The sequence below is a fragment of the Polyangium jinanense genome (assembly GCF_028435265.1).
In the GTDB taxonomy this organism is placed as follows: domain Bacteria; phylum Myxococcota_A; class Polyangia; order Polyangiales; family Polyangiaceae; genus Polyangium; species Polyangium jinanense.
On the sequence record NZ_JAGTJK010000002.1, the window covers coordinates 513,049 to 529,407 of the forward strand.

At 69.4% G+C, this 16,359-nt stretch carries 17 protein-coding genes; 8 read left to right on the forward strand and 9 right to left on the reverse strand.

Going from position 1 to position 16,359, the window contains the following annotated elements:
* The first annotated feature begins 36 nt into the window (after window positions 1–36).
* On the forward strand, window positions 37–966 hold the full coding sequence (locus tag KEG38_RS06505) for a cation diffusion facilitator family transporter (RefSeq protein WP_272418187.1): 930 nt from the start codon (window positions 37–39) through the stop codon (window positions 964–966).
* 148 nt (window positions 967–1,114) lie between these two features.
* Here the strand turns inward: KEG38_RS06505 and KEG38_RS06510 are convergent, their stop codons facing one another.
* On the reverse strand, window positions 1,115–1,543 hold the full coding sequence (locus tag KEG38_RS06510; RefSeq protein ID WP_272418188.1) for a DUF6918 family protein: 429 nt from the start codon (window positions 1,541–1,543) through the stop codon (window positions 1,115–1,117).
* A gap of 319 nt (window positions 1,544–1,862) precedes the next feature.
* Here KEG38_RS06510 and KEG38_RS06515 point away from each other — a divergent pair, with 319 nt between their 5' ends.
* Both KEG38_RS06515 and KEG38_RS06520 read left to right on the forward strand, forming a co-directional pair.
* The gene (locus KEG38_RS06515) at window positions 1,863–2,600 is read left to right on the forward strand and encodes a hypothetical protein (protein ID WP_272418190.1); all 738 of its coding nucleotides are present in this window, start codon (window positions 1,863–1,865) and stop codon (window positions 2,598–2,600) included.
* Between the two features lie 104 nt (window positions 2,601–2,704).
* Window positions 2,705–2,974 (forward strand): hypothetical protein, encoded by a 270-nt coding sequence (locus KEG38_RS06520; protein WP_272418191.1) that lies wholly within the window; start codon window positions 2,705–2,707, stop codon window positions 2,972–2,974.
* A 4-nt stretch (window positions 2,975–2,978) separates the two neighbouring features.
* On the opposite strand, the gene KEG38_RS06525 is transcribed toward KEG38_RS06520, so the two are convergent.
* The 8 genes from KEG38_RS06525 to KEG38_RS06560 all read right to left on the reverse strand — a co-directional run bounded on the left by KEG38_RS06525 (window position 2,979) and on the right by KEG38_RS06560 (window position 12,776).
* Window positions 2,979–3,593, reverse strand: coding sequence for a hypothetical protein (locus KEG38_RS06525; RefSeq protein ID WP_272418192.1), 615 nt, complete (start codon window positions 3,591–3,593; stop codon window positions 2,979–2,981).
* A 1-nt stretch (window position 3,594) separates the two neighbouring features.
* Entirely contained in the window at window positions 3,595–4,602 is a 1,008-nt protein-coding gene (locus KEG38_RS06530; RefSeq protein WP_272418193.1) for a site-2 protease family protein, read from the reverse strand.
* Window positions 4,603–4,634: 32 nt separating this feature from the next.
* On the reverse strand, window positions 4,635–5,294 hold the full coding sequence (gene mobA / locus KEG38_RS06535) for a molybdenum cofactor guanylyltransferase (protein ID WP_272418194.1): 660 nt from the start codon (window positions 5,292–5,294) through the stop codon (window positions 4,635–4,637).
* Window positions 5,291–7,210 (reverse strand): molybdopterin biosynthesis protein, encoded by a 1,920-nt coding sequence (locus tag KEG38_RS06540; protein WP_272418195.1) that lies wholly within the window; start codon window positions 7,208–7,210, stop codon window positions 5,291–5,293. Before KEG38_RS06540 ends, mobA begins: the two co-directional genes overlap by 4 nt.
* A gap of 15 nt (window positions 7,211–7,225) precedes the next feature.
* Window positions 7,226–8,479, reverse strand: coding sequence for a molybdopterin molybdotransferase MoeA (locus KEG38_RS06545; RefSeq protein WP_272418196.1), 1,254 nt, complete (start codon window positions 8,477–8,479; stop codon window positions 7,226–7,228).
* 7 nt (window positions 8,480–8,486) lie between these two features.
* Window positions 8,487–10,118, reverse strand: coding sequence for an NADH-ubiquinone oxidoreductase-F iron-sulfur binding region domain-containing protein (locus KEG38_RS06550; protein WP_272418197.1), 1,632 nt, complete (start codon window positions 10,116–10,118; stop codon window positions 8,487–8,489).
* Window positions 10,119–10,139: 21 nt separating this feature from the next.
* On the reverse strand, window positions 10,140–10,364 hold the full coding sequence (locus KEG38_RS06555; protein WP_136928993.1) for a hypothetical protein: 225 nt from the start codon (window positions 10,362–10,364) through the stop codon (window positions 10,140–10,142).
* Between the two features lie 321 nt (window positions 10,365–10,685).
* Window positions 10,686–12,776 (reverse strand): DUF2330 domain-containing protein, encoded by a 2,091-nt coding sequence (locus tag KEG38_RS06560; protein WP_272418198.1) that lies wholly within the window; start codon window positions 12,774–12,776, stop codon window positions 10,686–10,688.
* Window positions 12,777–13,029: 253 nt separating this feature from the next.
* Here KEG38_RS06560 and KEG38_RS06565 point away from each other — a divergent pair, with 253 nt between their 5' ends.
* The 5 genes from KEG38_RS06565 (at window position 13,030) to KEG38_RS06585 (ending at window position 16,350) form a co-directional block, all read left to right on the forward strand.
* Window positions 13,030–13,614: a helix-turn-helix domain-containing protein gene (locus tag KEG38_RS06565; protein WP_272418199.1), complete on the forward strand. Its 585-nt coding sequence runs from the start codon at window positions 13,030–13,032 to the stop codon at window positions 13,612–13,614.
* A complete protein-coding gene (locus KEG38_RS06570; protein WP_272418200.1) occupies window positions 13,611–14,039 on the forward strand; it encodes a DUF2203 domain-containing protein in 429 nt (142 codons plus the stop codon). The genes KEG38_RS06565 and KEG38_RS06570 overlap by 4 nt, the downstream gene beginning before the upstream one ends.
* Window positions 14,040–14,044: 5 nt before the next feature.
* Window positions 14,045–14,608, forward strand: a complete 564-nt coding sequence (gene folE, locus KEG38_RS06575; protein WP_272418201.1) for a GTP cyclohydrolase I — start codon at window positions 14,045–14,047, stop codon at window positions 14,606–14,608.
* A gap of 61 nt (window positions 14,609–14,669) precedes the next feature.
* Window positions 14,670–15,323, forward strand: a complete 654-nt coding sequence (locus KEG38_RS06580; protein WP_272418202.1) for an LON peptidase substrate-binding domain-containing protein — start codon at window positions 14,670–14,672, stop codon at window positions 15,321–15,323.
* Window positions 15,324–15,372: 49 nt separating this feature from the next.
* The gene (locus tag KEG38_RS06585) at window positions 15,373–16,350 is read left to right on the forward strand and encodes a hypothetical protein (protein WP_272418203.1); all 978 of its coding nucleotides are present in this window, start codon (window positions 15,373–15,375) and stop codon (window positions 16,348–16,350) included.
* Window positions 16,351–16,359 lie beyond the last annotated feature (9 nt).

A 16,359-nucleotide genomic window follows, 5' to 3' on the forward strand; every position in this document is an offset into this window, starting at 1 on the left:
TCTTTTTCGGGGCCTGCTCGTGATACAAGGGCTCCCGTGTCGTCGTCGGAAGACCATTCGACCTCCCATATCGTCCAGTCGCTGCTCGCCAACCTCGCCATCGCGGCGGGCAAGGGCGTGGTCGCGTTCCTGACGGGCTCGGGCGCGCTGCTCGCCGAGACGCTGCACTCGGCGGCGGACTGCGGCAATCAGCTCCTGCTCCTGCTTGGCGTGAACCGGGCGCGGAAGAAGCCGGACGCGTCGCACCCGCTCGGCTACGGGCGCTCGCTCTACTTCTGGTCGTTCCTCGTCGCGCTGCTCCTGTTCTCGGGCGGCGGCGTGTTCTCGATCTACGAAGGGATCCACAAGCTCGGCCACCCCGAGCCCGTGGAGAAGGTGCACCTCGGCCTCGGCATCCTCGGGTTTTCCCTGCTGCTCGAGGGCGGCGCGACGCTTTCGAACATCCGCGAGATGAACAAGCGCCGCGGGCAGAAGCCGTTCTTCCAGTACCTGAAGGACACGAAGGACTCGGACCTCGTCGTCGTCTTCGGCGAGAACGCGGCGGCCTCGCTCGGCTTGATCCTCGCGTCGCTCGCGCTGACGGCGGCGTGGCTCACGCACGATCCGAAGTGGGACGCGATCGGCAGCATCGCGATCGGGCTCGTGCTCGTGGCGGTGGCGGTCTTCCTCGCGGTGGAGATCATGTCGCTCCTGATCGGCGAGTCGGCTGATCCGGAGGTCGAGGTGGCGGTGCGGCAGACGGTCGCGGCGCACCCGAAGATCGATCGGGTGCTGCACGTGATCACGGTGCAGCAAGGGCCTGGCGAGGTGCTCGTCTGCGTGAAGGTGAGCTTCTACGACGGCGTGACCACGAACGAGGTCTGCGCGGCGATCAACGAGTTCGAGGCGTCGCTGCGCAACCGCCGGTCCGACGTACGCTGGTGCTTCGTCGAGCCGGACATTCCCCGCACGGCGCAGGTGGCCTGAGAGGCTGCCTTTTGCATCGACCGCATCGCGGTTGATGCACCAAAGGTCCAGGGCTGCGCCCTGGTTCGGGTCCAGGGGCGAAGAGCCCCTGGTCGGGCCCGGGGTGAAACCCCGGCGCTACGCTGTGGCGACAGCCCCCTTCCGAGAATCAGGCGTACTTTTCGATGACCTTCGAGAGGCGCGGGATGGCCTCCTCGACGTGCTTCTTGGCCGTGCCGCGCAGCGATTCGTAGGTCGAACGGACGAGCGCGTTTTTCGCGTTTTTCGATTTCGCGTCGGTCACGGAGAGCAGGGCGTCCGCGACGCGCCCGCGGTTGTCCTGGAAGAATTTGACGGGATTGCCGGCGGAGACGCCCTCGGCCCAGATCGGGTCCACCTTCGTGGCCATCTCGGGCAGGAGCGACTCGATGACGTGCGGAATGAAGCCGGGCTTGATGCCCTTGATCGCCTTGTAACCGGCCTTCAGCGGCAACGCGGCGAGCCCCTTCGACGCGACCTCTTCGTCGATCAGCGTGGCGCAGTCGGAGATGATCCGACCCTTCTTGTCCTTGTCCGCGAGCGCATCGGAAAGTCCCATTCTTTTTTCCTCCAATTCGTAGAAGCGCGGCCTTCCTAGCACATGCACCGCGTCATGCGCGAGTTTCACGCCCCGCGCGAAACGCGTGCGTCCGCCCCGAGCAAGCACCTTTTGTCGCGACCCTCGCTGAGCTCGGCGCATCGAATGGACATGCGCGTTCGCTTCAAGTTGGTAACATGAGGCACTAGCTGATCCTACGGCTTGGATTCGGGGGGATCCAATGAGTTCGAGTTGCAGCGTCTGTGGGGGGACCCGGGAGGGCGAACGCCCGGGGACGGAGGGGACGATCTGTCCCCGGTGTGTGTCGGAGGTGTTTGCCGTGCGTTTTCGGAGTCGAACGGACAACTCGGACGACGATCCGACATGCAACTGGGCGCCCGGCAAGGGCCGCGAGGGGCCGCGGAGCGTGCGGGATCGGATTGATGATCTGCAGGAGCTCGCGGACCAGTCGCGTTCGTCGAAGCTGCCGCCACCGCCGCCCGATTTCGGCGAGGTGTCGATGAGCATCCGCGCGGCGATCCGCGGCATCGACCTGTTCCCGGCGCGCGCGGCGGCGCCACCGCCACCGCCGACCCCGGCGAGCAGCGACGCCCCGCGCGAGCGGGAGCCGACCTCGTCGCGTCCGCGGCCGATCACGTTCGACCGGATGCTCCTGGCGGTGGCCGTGGGCGGGTCGCTCGTGATGGGGTACAAGGTCGGCGAGGAGCGAGCGGCGCGGTCGGGGCGTTCGTCGCTGTCGGCGCCGGAGCTCGCGGGCAAGGTGTTGCCGGACGCGACGGAGCGGGCGCATCGGATCGCCACGAACTTCCAGCTGGCGATGACGCCGCCGCGCGCGGAGGAGCCGGTGAAGACGCTCCCCGACGCGAAGCCTACGCCGATGCCCGCGCCGAGCTGGCAGAGCCACGCGCCCCGGGCGAATCGGAATGCGGCGCCCGTCGCGAAGGCGCCCGCGCCTGCGCCCGCGGCGGAGGCCGAAGAGGAGCCGACGCCCTCGGTGCCTCCGCCTACGAGGTCGCTCGTCGAGGCGATGGCGGAGGCGGTCAAAGCGAAGCCTTGAATTTCGCGTGCCCTTTTCGCGACGCGGCCGCGAGCGAAAAGGGCACGAGCAGCATCTCTTGATACGTACTTAGAGCTGTCACGTCTTACCTTCGAGAGAACGACATGCGCTTTCTTGCACCTCACATTCGCCGCCGTCCATTCAATCCCCGCCACGAACGGAGGCCCGTCCCGGCCGATCCCTGGTCTTTTACGACGAACGAATACATGGAGAGCGTGACGTTCGTCGAGTTTGTCTTGGCCGATTTCGAGGACGACGAGGAGTGTTACGGGCCCGGTTCCGCCGCGGACGCGCATATGACGGGCGCGCGTGTGGCCCGGGCGCGGCGCATGGGGCGGCCGCGTGCGGGGCTCCGCCGGCGCGCGGCGGGGTGAGGCGTCAGCGCGGGCAGTCCACGTCGGGATTCTTGCGGTCGGAGGGCGCGCCGGAGTCCTCGAGCCCGAGGATGCCCACGAGGAGGCCGAGGGTCCCGATGGACTCCTCCAGCGCCGGCAAACGGTCGAGGTTTCCTTGTAGGCCGATCGTGACGTAGGTGAGCGAGCGGCACAGAACGAGGGCCTTCGGATCGTAGGTCTTGCGCACGGGGATCCCGGCCGCGAGCATTCCGTACAGGCCGACGTTTCCGTACGTGGCGTCTTCGAGGGTCTGCAATCCGAGGGAGAGGCCGGCGGTCCCGAGGATCGCTAGTTTCGCGTCCGTCGAGCCCACGAAAATCCCCGGCCGCATTCCGAGGCCGAACCCGAGCGGCGATCCGCGCAGGTAGGCCCCCGAAGCGAGGCCCCACCGCCGCGCGGTCTCGGCGAGCGGCCTGCGGTTGGTGAGGTCGTCCGCGGGCTGCATGTCCACGTACATGTTCGCGTTTGCCTCGACGCCGCCCACGGGCGTGCCGTCGCGCGACGCTACCGTCGGCCCGAGCTGCGTGTGTCCGAGAACATTACAACCCGTGACGAGCAGCGCGAGCGCGAAGAGTGGGGCGGGGGAGGCGAAGCTCATTTCAATACTTCGACCAGGGCGTGGGCATGAAGAGCAGGACGAAGACGACGAGCGAGAGGACCGCGATGCCGCGGCGCACGGGCGAGAGCTCGCCGGGCTCCGTCGGGGGATGGTCCTTGCCGCCGAGCCGGCCGAGCAGGTGGACCAGGACGAACCACACGAGCCACGAGATCGAATTGCCGACCGCGTCGCCGATGCCCTCGCCGGCCCGCAGCGCCGGGGGCAGGAAGCGGGCGAGGTTCAGGAGGAACATGCCGAGCATCGTCACGTGGACGATCCGGGCATAACGATTTTGCTTTTCGCCGAAGAGGGCGTACGCGATGTGCCCGCCGTCGAGCTGGCCGACGGGGACGAGGTTCAACATGGTGACGAAGAGCCCGACCCAGCCGGCGAACGCGGGGCCATTGAGGAAGACGTCGTGCCCCGGGGGAATTGTGCCGAGGGCGAGGCGCTTCAGGGCGAAATAGAGGAGGCATTGCCCCTCCTGGATGCCCTCCTCGGGAATGGGCAGGACGGGCGAGGTGCGCAGGCCGTAGAGGATCACCGGAATGGCGACGAGGAGCCCGGCGAGCGGGCCGGCCGCGCCGATGTCGAGCAAGGCATTGCGGCTCTTGATGCGGCCGCTCATGCCGATGACCGCGCCCATCGTGCCGAACGGGCTCAGGAGCGGGAGGGGAATGAAAAAAGGGAGCGAGGCGGGGACTTTGTGGAGGCGCGCCGCGAAGTAATGGCCGAGCTCGTGCGTCAGCAGGATGGCCATGAGCGGAACGGTATAAGTCCACGCGCGAAGCACGCCGCGGAGCTGCTCGGCGAACGGCGCTCCCTCGGGGACGAGGCCGTTCGAGAGGGCGAAGGTGACGAGCGTCGAGGCGATGGTCAGGACGAGGAGGAGCAGGTTTTTCTGCCACCGGAGCGGGCCCGCGGCGGGCGCGGGGTCGGCATAGGGATCGGGCAGAGGCGCCTCGGCCGCGGGGGGAAGGTCGGTCGTCTCGGCTTGGTCCCTTTGCATCGGGCGTAGCGTGGCTGGCATCCGTCCTTCGCTCAAGCCGGATCGCTCGGCCGCGGCAGGCCCGCGACGTCGAGCGCCGCGCGCCAGTCGTCGGGCGTGTTGAGGTTTCGCAAGGCGAGGATTTCGTCGCCGGAAAGGGAAAGGCCCGGCGCCTCGCGGAGCCGATCTTCGGGGACGACGAGGGTGCGCACGCGCTCGAACAGGAAAAACGGGCGGAGTCGATCTTCAGCGAGGAGGTGGTCGATCTCGGATTTTACCGAGACGCCGTAGACGGCCGCGAGCGGGTGGTAATGGCCGCCGGCGCGAGGAACGGCGACGTCGTGCGCAGAGCCACGGAGATCCCAGAGAAAACGCACGAGCGCGGGATCCACGAAAGGCGCGTCGGTGGAGGAGACGTATGCGGCGTCCGCTTTGCCGGCGAGCGCCGCGAGGCCGACCGCGATGCCCTGGAGAGGTCCGCGGCCCTCGACGGGGTCTTCGGCGATGGCGACGTCGGGCGGGAGAGGTGGGAGCGCTTGCCCAGGGGCGCAGACGACGACGAGGGGCGCGGCGACGTCGACGAGGCGACGCACGACGCGCTGGAGGAGGACCTCGTCGCCAAAGGGGAGCCAGGCCTTGGGGCGGCCCATGCGGCTGCTGCGGCCGCCCGCGAGGACGACGGCGCCGAGGCTGGGGATGACGCCTCCGCTCATGCGAGGAGTCCTCGGTCGCGCAGCGCGGCGCGGGCCGGTTCGGATGCGAGCTCGGCGAGGAAGGCGCGCACGGCGGGACGGGCGAGGCGGTTTTTGGGGACGACGAAGTCGAAGCGCTCCTCGCCGAGCGGAAGGAAGCCGAGGCCACGATCCCGCGCGACGATGTCGATCGCGATGCCAAAATCGGCGCGGCCTTGCGCGACGGCCGCGGCGACGGCGCGGTGGGACGAGGCCTCGACGGAGTGGCCGGCGGGGCGCGCATCGCCGAGGAGGCGATCGTAGAGCGCGCGGGTGCCGCTGCCGCGGTTTCGGTTGATCATCACGATGCCTTCGGCGCACGCGGCCTCGCGGACGGCGTCCTCGGCGCGCTTGCCCTCGAAGCGCGGATCGCCGGGGCGGAAGACGACGCCTTGCATGCGGCCGTAGCCGCGGATGAGCTCGATGCCGGGGCTGAGGAAGGGTTCGTTGTAGGTGCCGGTGTTCGGGTCGTAGAGGTGCACGCCGGCGAGGTCGCATTCGCCGCGGCGCACGGCCGCGAGGCCGGCTTCGCTGCCGACGGCGATGAGCTTGCTCGTGATGCCACGCGCGGCCAGGCGGCCGAGCAGGACGTCGAGGCCGACGCAATGGCTGCCGATGACGACGAGATCGACCTGCCGCGGGCGGGATCCGGCGATGGGGTGGATCACGACGGTGTCGCCGGCGTCGAGCATCTCGACGTGCTCGTCGACGATGAAGAAGCCGTCGGCTTGCGAGAACGTGGTGACGGAGCCCGAGCCCTTGCCGATGGGATACGCGACGCGCTCGCCGTGCTCGTCCGGGACGAGGCGCACGAGCACGTACTCCGTGCGGCCGTGCTCGCTCGTGACGCGGAACGGCAAGCGCGCCGCGACCGTGTCGTCCGCGCGCTCGGAGAGGCCCGCGAAGGCGCGGATGACGGGCGCGACGAACTCGTGGAACGTGAAGATCGCCGAGGTCGGAAAGCCAGGGAGGACGACGACGGGTTTGCCGGCGGAGACCGCGAGGCAGAGAGGTTTGCCAGGCTTGAGCGCGACGCCGTGCACGACGATGCCGGGCGGTTCGAGGGCCTCGGCGAGGACACGCGCGTTGAGGTCGCCGGGTCCTTTCGAGGTGCCGCCCGAGAGGAGCACGACGTGCGCTTCGGCGAGGCAACGCGCGAGGGCTTCGCGCACGGAGGTTTCGTCATCGGGCACGATGCCGGCGAGGATCGGCTCGCCGCCGGCTTCGCGGACGGCGTCGGCGAGGATGCGCGCATTCGAATCGTAGACAGAGCCCGGCGGGAGAGGTCGACCCGGCGGAACGATCTCGTCGCCCGTCGAGAGGATCGCCACGCGAGGCCGTGCGAGCACGGCGACACGGTCGAGGCCGATCGCCGCGAGGACGCCCGTCTCCCGCGAGGTGAGCCGCTCCTTCGCGCGAAGCACGACCTCACCCTGCGCGACGTCGGTGCCCGCGTAGGTGATCCATCGGCCGGGGATCGTGGCCTTCGTGATCAGCACGTCGTCGCCGTCGAGGAGCGTATGCTCGACCATGACGATCGCGTCGGCGCCGCGCGGCACGGCGCCGCCCGTGGGGATCGCGAGGGCCGTGCCCGGCTCGACGGTGACGTCGGGAATGCGGCCCATCGCGACGACCGCGGGCAAGCGTCGGAGCCGACGCGGCTCGTGTTCGCTCGCGCCGAAGGTGTCGGCGGCGCGCACCGCGTATCCATCGACGTTCGAGCGATCGAAGCCGGGCACGTCGATGGGGCTCGCGACGTCCTCGGCGAGCAAGCGCCCGAGCGCCGCGTCGAGCGGGACGACCTCGATGCCGATCGCGCCGAGCTCGCCGATCGCCGCGCGGAAGCGCCGCTCGGCCTCGTCCCGGTCCACGACGTTGAGGAACTGCGCTTGCTTCACGACGCCCCCCCGAGGTCAATCGTACAGGAAGACCTCGACCTCCTCGCCCTCGCCATGGCCCTCGCTGCCGGCCGGGACGAGCACGACGCCGTCCGCGCGGGTCGTGGAGGAGAGAATCGACGCGCCGCTCGTCATGAGCGGCGTCACGAGCGCGCCGTCGTACTGCACGCGGACGTAATCCACGCGGCCGAGCTCGGAGACGATCTTCGCGACGAGCCGGCCCTTTCCACGCGCGTGAGGCCATGCGCGAGGCAGGCCGCCGAACGCGCGGATCGTTGGACCTGCAAAGAACTCGTACGCACACAAACAAGAGACCGGGTTGCCCGGCAGGAGGAAGACGGGGCGCGGGCGATCGCGGCCGGGGACGAAGCCGAAGCCGGCCGGGCTCGACGGGCGCATCGCCACGCCGTGCACCGTGACCTCGCCGATCTCGGCGAGCGCGAGCGGCGCGTGATCCTCGGGGCCCACGGACGAGCCGCCGGAGACGAGCACGACGTCCTCGTCGCCCCCGGCGATCGCGTCGCGCACGAGCTCGTACCGATCGACCGCGCGCACCGTGGGCGAGAGCGCGCCGCCGTCCCGCGCGACGAGCGCCGCGAGCACCACGCTGTTCGAGTCCACGATGCACGATCCCTCGGGCATGCTGCCCGGCGCGAGTAGCTCGTCCCCCGTGATCACGACCCGCACGCGGGGCCTGCGCACGACCGGCACGAGGCCCGCGCCGACGCTCGCCAGAAGGCCCACGTCCTGCGGCCGGAGCTTGCGGCCTCGCCGCGCCACGATCGTCCCGGCCGGCACGTCCTCGCCGATCCCACTCACGTGCTTGCCGGGCGACACGGGCTCCGCGACGGAGACGATCGTCTGACCGTCCCGCGTGATCTCCTCAGCGCGCTCGGCCATGAGGATCGCGTCCGCGCCTTCGGGCACCGGCGCACCCGTCGTGATGCGCACGGCCTCGCCGCGACGGAGCGCGCCTGCGAACGGCCTTCCCGGCCTCGCCTCGCCGATCAGCACGAGCGAGACGGGCGCGTACGTGCTCGCCCCGAACGTCGACTCTCCGACGACGGCCCATCCATCCATCGCGGCGCGGCGGAAGTGCGGCACGCTCGCGGCGGCGGCCACGTCTTCCGCGAGCACACGCCCGGCCGCCTCCGTGACGCGTACGCGCTCGGCTTCGAGCTCGCCTGTGCGCGACGCGAGCGTCGCAACCGCCTCCTCGACGCTCGCGCGCTTCCGGAAGCCGCGCATGCGCACGTCTCGCACGCCCATGGCTCGATCAATCCTCCGGGAAGCGCGCGCGCACGTCGTCCTCGAAGGCGCGCAGGACGGAGAGGAACGGCGCGATCGCGACCTGACCGAGGCCGCAGATCGAGGTGTCGGCGAGCGTCTCGGCAAGCTCGGACAGCACCACGAGGTGACGCTTCTTCCCGCGTCCGAGCACGGCTTCTTCGAGGATCGCGACGGCCTTCTCCGTGCCCACGCGGCACGGCACGCACTTGCCGCACGACTCGTTGCGGAAGAACGCCACGACGTTCGTGACGAGATCCACGATGTCCGCCCCTTCGCACACCACGAGCACCGCGCCCGATCCGAGCATCGATCCGCGCTTCTGGAGCGCGTCGAAGTCGAGCGGCGCGTCCACGGCATCCGCGCGCAAAAAGTTCGACGAGGCGCCGCCGGGCGCGATCGCGAGGATGGGCTTTCCGTCCTTCGTGCCGCCGGCCATCGCGATGAGCTCGCCGATCGTCGTGCCCATGGGCACCTGATAGACGCCTGGCTTTGCGACGTCACCCGAGAGCGCGATGAACTTGAGCCCACCCGAGCCCCGCACGCCGCGCGCCTTCCACGCCTCGGCGCCCTCTTTCACGATGAGCGGGACGTACGAGAGCGTCTCGACGTTGTTGATCAGCGTGGGCCGACCGAAGAGCCCCTTCTGACCGGGGAACGGCGGCTTGTTCCGCGGCTCGCCGCGGTTGTCTTCGAGGCACTCGAGCAGCGCCGTCTCCTCGCCGAGGATGTATCCGCCCGGCGAGACGGCAATCCGCACGTCGAAGGGCAAACCTGGTCCGAGCGCGTCGGGACCGAGCGCGCCGCGCTGCCGTGCTTCCTCGATCGCGCGAGCGAGGTTGTCTCGCTCGGGACCGTACTCGTGGCGGATGAACACGATCCCTTCGGAGGCCCCGACGACGAGCGCCGCGATGGCCATGCCCTCGATCACGAGGTGCGGCAGCTCGTCGAGGATCACGCGGTCCTTGAACGTGCCCGGCTCGCTCTCGTCCGCGTTGCACACGACGTACTTCGGGCGTGCCGTCTCCTTGCGGACGAGCTTCCACTTGAGCCCCGTGGGGAACCCCGCGCCGCCCATGCCACGCAGCCCGCTCGTTTCGAGCGTCGCCTGGACGCGGTCGCCCGCGAGCGCATCCCCGCGGAGCGAAGCGAGCACGCCGTAGCGGGATGCTTGGTCCTCGTACGGATCACTCGCCCAGCGTCGCGACGGCGGGGAGGGTGCTCGTTCGGGCCGCGGCTCGTCGGCCCAGCGGACGGCTATGGCGAAGGCGTCGAGGTCCCCGGCGTACACCGGTCGCTCGTTCAGCGCGGCGGCCGGCGCTCGATCACATCGGCCGAGGCAGCTCACCTCGCGCACTTCCACCGAGGGATCGCCGCTGACCACCTGCCGCGCCCGCGCCAAAAAATCGCGGCCGCCGGCGAGCCTGCACGTCACGTCGCGGCAGAGCGCGACCTCCACGCGCGGCGGAGGTTTTCGGCGGAAGTGCGGGTAAAACGAGACGAGCCCTTCGAGCCGGTAGAGCGGAACGCCGAGCTTCTGTGCGAGCGCGGCGAGGCGCTCGTCGTCGAGCCAGCCGTGCTCGTGCTGTAGGTCGGTTAGCGCGTCGATGATGGCGCCCACGTGCGCCCCCCTGCTCCGCGATCAGCGGCAGAGCCTGCCGATGTCCGTGATGCGCTCCTTGAGCTCCTGCGGTGGCAGGAACACGCCCAGCGCGGCCTGGAGCGTGGGGAGCGCACGCTCGAGATCGTCGCGCTTCATCTTTGCGGCATCGACGCCGATTCGCGCGAACGCCCGCTGGATCGTGCCCTTCGCGAATACCGGCGAAAGGCCGCTACGCTGGACTACTTGATCGAACAGGGAGTCCACGCGGGCGCCATCCTTCGTTGAGCGGGTTCATGCATCCCGAGCCGATCGATCATATCGGATCTCGTGACTCGTGGGGCGTGTGGGCGATCTTCGCCCGTGCCGCGTTGACGCTGTACCGCCTCGCGAGTCTGGCGCCCGGCGCGATGCATGGTTCTCGTATCCTACCATGCCGGCCCAGACGGCAACACGGCCCATCGGGGGATCGCCCGACGTTTTCCTGCCAAGCCAACGGTGCCTTGGCGCATGCCCGCTCGCCCCGGACAGCCTCGGAAGCGGGCATGCAGAACGGCGCGCAAAGGCCGACGCACCAAGGCCGCCTGCTCAAGTCGACGAACGTTCGCGCCGGGGTTTGTCCTTGGCGCTGCGCCGTGAACGATCGGGCCGCGCCAGGCGACGAAGCGGCGCGAGGATGGCGAGCAAGCCCAGCGTGATGACGGACGCCTTCGGCCCACGCTTGCGCATCTTTTTCGCCGGCGCGTGACGCACGACCGACGACGCGTCGTCGCGGTGGGACACGTCGATCGTCGCGACGCGTCGAGCTGCGCTGCTCGACTTGCGCGCCTCTTCCCAGTCGCCCCAGTCGTCGCTGCTGTCGCTGTCGTCGTCGGTGTCGCCGCTGCAGTCCGAGTCGCTGCTGTCGCTGCTGTCGCTGTCGTCGTCGGTGTCGCCGCTGCAGCCCTCGCTGGACGAGTCGTCGTAGGAGTCGTCGTAGGAGTCGTCCTCGGACGTGTCGCCACTGCAGTCCTCGCTGGACGAGTCGTCGTAGTAGTCGTCCTCGGACGTGTCGCCGCTGCAGTCCTCGCTGGACGAGTCGTCGTAGTAATAATCGTCCTCGGTCGTGTCGCCGCTGCAGTCCTCGCTGGACGAGTCGTCGTAGTAATCGTCCTCGGTCGTGTCGCCGCTGCAGTCCTCGCTGGACGAGTCGTCGTAGTAGTAGTCATCGCCGCCGCTGCCCGTGTCGTCGGGGACCACCGGATCCGCGGTGCCCACGCAGGAGCATGCGACGTCGCTGTCGTAGTCGTCGTCGTACCAACCGGCCGATCCGCCGACGCCGACGCCGTTCGATGCACCTTGCCCGCCCGAGCTATTGTTCCCTCCCGAACTGCTGCTGCCGCTGCCCGTCGTGCTGCTGCTGCTGTTGTTGCAGGAGGCGAGATCGAGGCTCGTCGCAGTGAGCAAGGGATCCACGTCCGAAGCCGCGGCCTCGAACGTCACGGGCCACGTGCTGCCGGCCGCGTTTTTCGCGATGAACAGCGTCGCGCGCGTGAGCACCGCGTCCTTCGGGACCATGCCGGAAAGCGCGACGGCGAGATCGTCCGTGATGCCGCCGCAACGCAGCTTCGCGGGATCGATCTCCGCACCCGCGGGCGACTCCACACACGCGGGGCCACCATCCACGATGCCGAGTCCGGCGCGCGGACACGTCTCGGCCACCGGATAAGATTCGTCGAGCGCGATGGCAGCCGTCGTGATGCAAGCCGACGTGCTCGGGTTGCCGTCGCCGTACGTCGCGGCGCGCTGGAAGAAACTCGTCACCACGCCCGTGACGGAGCCCGTGCCGTTTGCGATCGGCACGTTGCGCACGAGCGCGTCGTGGCTCGCCGCCTCGATCAACACCGCGCTCTTGCCCCAGGCGAGGAGCTCCTGCTCGCGCAGCTCCGCGTAGTTCGACGCGTCGTTGCCCGCCTCCCAGGAGAGAGCGTTCGTCGTGAGCGTGATCGGCTTGCTGCCCGAAAGAGCGGCCCTTCCCTTGCCGAGCAGCCACGCTGTCACGCGTAGATCCGCGGCGCCGGCGCGCGTGAGGGCGAGCGGGAGCACGGGGTCTGCCGCCTCCGATACGACGCGCAAGGTGGACGTGACGAACGGCGCGCTCGGCGCGTTGAAGCGCTCGGCGAAGAAGCGTTTTCCGGCCATGTCGTCGAGCGCGGTGGCGACGTCGGGCGAGATGTCGAAGCCATGCAGGTTCGCCCACGCGAGGACCGCGGCCGTGTCCGGCAAGAGGACCGATTCGACGGGCGCGAGGCTCTCGACCGCGCCGAGATCGTCGGTCACGTGGAACGGATCCGATCCGCCCGAAGGGTCTTCGCCGGGGCACGTCGGGGTCACGCCCGTCGGCGGGAAGATGCGCGGCGCGGTGGCGGCGTTGAGGGCCTCGAGCCACGCGTCGGAGCTGTGATCGAGCGCGGCGCCCGGTGCGACGGGCACGATGATCCCGAACGGTCCGCTGTCGGCCGATGCGCGGAGGCTCGTCCAGAGCGCCACGCGCGTGGGGCCGACGGCGACGGCCACGCGCTGCTCGATCGGCGTGGCCTCTCCACTCGGGAGCCAGGCGCCGGCCGCGTCGGCGGGCTGGGTCATGGCGAGGGTCGTGATCGCGGCGAGGCTCGTGAGAGGGAGCAAGCGCAAGTGCATGCCCAGCCCGTGAGCAAGCGACGTGCCTCCGCCGAATTCAAGCGACGATGCGGAGTTTCGTGCTTTGCCGCGCGGGGTGAGAACCGTCGTTCATAGCGGGCGCGCGCGAACGCGGAGGGAAACGACAACGCCGCATGTGCGGACCTAAACACGCAAGGCCACGCGGCGAGTCCCCTTGCCGGTTACGTAACCTCATGTACCCTCGAAACCCGTGGATCCTCATGCCCCTGCTCCGCGCACCGATTCGCCCGCCGTGGCGGGTGCCCCTGCGGAGACGGACCGCCCGCGCGAAACGCAGCTTTTGACCACCGGTGAGATGGCGCGGCTGTCGAACAGCACGCTGCGAACGGTGCGTTTCTATGAGGAAGAAGGCATCTTGCGGCCCGCCCGGCGCACCGACGGCGGGCATCGGCTCTTCGAGCGCTCCGAGCTCGATCGGCTGATGCTCGTGACGGACATGCGCATGGCCGGCCTGTCGCTCGACGACATCAAGGCCATCCTCGACGTGAAGAAGACGGCGTCGTCGGGGTCGGCGGCCGCGCAGCAGGCCACGAAGGTCCTCGCCGCGCGCATCGACGAGCTGAAGGAAAAGCTCGCGGTCCTGAACCGCCTGCGCGACGACCTCGAGGAGACCACGAAGATCGTCGAGCCTTGCATGAAGTGCGAGGACGAGAAGGCGTTCCCGACGGCCTGCGAGACGTGCACCGTGATGACGTCGCACCCGGTCTTGCCGCGGAGCGTGCGCGTGCTCTGGTCGATCAATCCGTGCAACCACGATCAGGCGCGCAAGGTGCTGGCGCAGCCGGGCGGGGCCGAGGGCGAGAAAGAGTCCCCTTGAGCGTCCGGCGGATCTGGACGCCCGCGGAAGCGAACGCGCTCGTGCCGCGGCTGTCCTTGCTCGTCGGCGAGCAGATGCGCCGCGCGTTCGACATCGACCAGCGCCTGCGCGCGATGCGTGCGCGAGGCCAGGGCGGTCGCCTGCTCGTGATGATCGAGGGCGAAGAGACGCTCGACGCCGAGGAGCGAGCCCTCCGCGCGGAGCTTCTGGTCTACGAAGACGGCTGGCGCGCCATCGAGGAGCTCGGCGTGACGGTAAAGGATCCGCGCATCGGCCTTTGCGATTTCCTCGGGCAGATCGAGGGCCGCGACGTCTGGCTCTGCTGGCGGTACGGCGAGCGTGCCGTCGAGCACTGGCACGAGCTCGACCAGGGGTTTTCGGGGCGCAAGCCCATCGGGATCCCTTCGAAGCCGCTGTATAACTGACCATCATGATCGATCGCAGAGCGGCCGCGCGGGCCGTGGAAGATTTCCTGCGTGCCCTCGGGCACGAGCCCGTGGGCGAGCTCGAGGGCACGGGCGAACGCGTGGCCGATGCATGGGCCGACGACCTGCTCGAAGGCGAGTCGATCGACGCCGCCACCGTCCTGCGTGAAGGCTCGCTCGGCGTGACCGACACGGGCACGAGCATCGTCGTCGTGCGTGATCTCGCGGTCACGACGATCTGCCCGCATCACCTCTTGCCCGCGTTTGGCTCGGCGATCGTCGCGTATCAGCCGGGCGCGCGTGTCGCGGGCATCGGCACGCTCGCGCGCGTCGTCGACGTCGTGGCGCGCAGGCTGACGCTCCAGGAGCAGATCGGCGCCACGGTGGTCGACCTCATCGGCCGCGAGCTCGAAGCGAAGGGCGCGCTCTGCAAGCTCTCGCTCACGCACACCTGCCTCGTCTCGCGGGGCGAGCGGAAAACCGGGGCGATCGTGGAGACCCTGTCGTTCGGTGGATCGTTCGCCACGAGCGACGGCCGCGCGCTCGCGCTCGCTGCGCTCGGCCGCTGACGCTCGTCCGTTCGGGGTCGTCCTCGTACGCCCTGCCTGTGGTGCGTGCTACGTTCGTTCGATGAACACCCTTTCGGATCTGCTGGAGGCGCTCCCGGCGCTGCCCCTCTTCCCGCTGCCGAACACGGTGCTCTTTCCGGGCGCGCTCCTGCCGCTGCACATCTTCGAGCCGCGGTACCGCGCCATGGTGGCCGACGTGCTGAAGACGCACCGCTCGATGGCGATCGTCATGATCACGAACGAGCGCCCCGTGGACGCGCACGGGCATCCCGAGATTGCCGAGGTCGCTGGGCTCGGGACGATCCTCGACCACACCGAGCTTCCGGGCGGTCGATACAACATCCTCCTCCGAGGCCGCGTGCGGGTGCGTCTGTCGGAGCTTCCGTTCGAGCCGCCGTACCGGCGCGCGGCTGCGGAGGTGCTCGTTCCGCCGGACGAAGAAATCACGCAGAGCGAGCTATCGGCATTGGTATCGACCGCGACGTCGTTCGCGCAGTTCGTACGGGAGCGGGATCGCGGCTTCGAGTTTCGCTTGCCGCGCGATGCGAAGCCGGCTTTGCTCGCCGATCTCTGCGCCCACCATCTCGTGCTCGACGCGCGTGAGCGTCAAGCGATCCTCGAGACAATCTCGCCGCGTGCGCGTGTTCGCCGCGTAGCTGAGGTCCTCGCGATGCAGAGGCACACGCTCGCGCCGGGCGGGCGCGAGCTGAATTGAGCGCGGACGGCGCGTGCGCCGCGCTCCCCATGGGCTACTCTGGCCGCCCATGACCGTGAACGTCCCCCCTGCCTCCGCCGTCGCGCCGATGATCGTCAAGCACCCGGGCTGTCCCGAGTGGGGCCTCGGGTATCTCTCGGAAGAACGCGACGACAAGCGCTTTTACGATTTCGAGGATGGCATGAGCCACTCGATCGCCAAGGCCTTCTGGTCGAAGCTCGAGCCGGTCACGCTCGGCGCCGCGGAGGCGCGCGCCCTCGAGAAGAAGGTCCGCGGGCTCAAGGATCAGAGGTCGCCGTCGGGCAAGCCCAAGCAGAAGGCCGTCGCGCCCGTCCTGCCGAACTTCGACGCGCAGTTCGCGCTTTTCCTCGAGATCTTCCCGGGCGGCTTCTCGAGCGCGCGTTTCGCCAAGGAGGAGCGCGGCGTCGAGGACCCGAACCCGACGGCGAAGAAGGCCAAGGCCACGCGCGCGATCGCGATGGCCACGGCGCGTGATCTCCTCTCGCGCGACGTGCTCGACAAGCAGATCCAGGCCGGCGCGTTCGCGGAGATCGTGGCCAACGTTCGCACGATTCACAAGGCGGCGACGGGCCTCTTGCACCCGCTCGGCGACATCATCCCGTTCAGCAAGATGGCGGCCGAGCACGACCGTGCCGTCGCCGAGGCCGTGCGTGATCTGCTGCATGGATCCGACGCGTACGACGCGCGCTTCGATCGGCTCGTCGCGGTCCTCGGGAAGGCGAAGCTCGCGACGTGGCCGCTCGCCACGGTGCTCTCGGCGCTCATGAACCCGGAGGAGCACGTGTTCGTAAAACCGTCGTTCTACGAGAAGCAGGCGGCGATGATGAGCTTCCCGCTCAAGTACGAGCGCGCGCCGAGCGCGGCCGCGTACGAGCGCATGCGCGCGCTCGTCGACGACATCGCGCAGAAGCTCACCGAGAAGGGGCAGGCGCCGCGCGACAAGATGGACGTCTACTCGTTCATGGCGCGGACCATGTCGCCGCAGCAGCCGCCGAAGAAGGGCTGATCGCCCTCT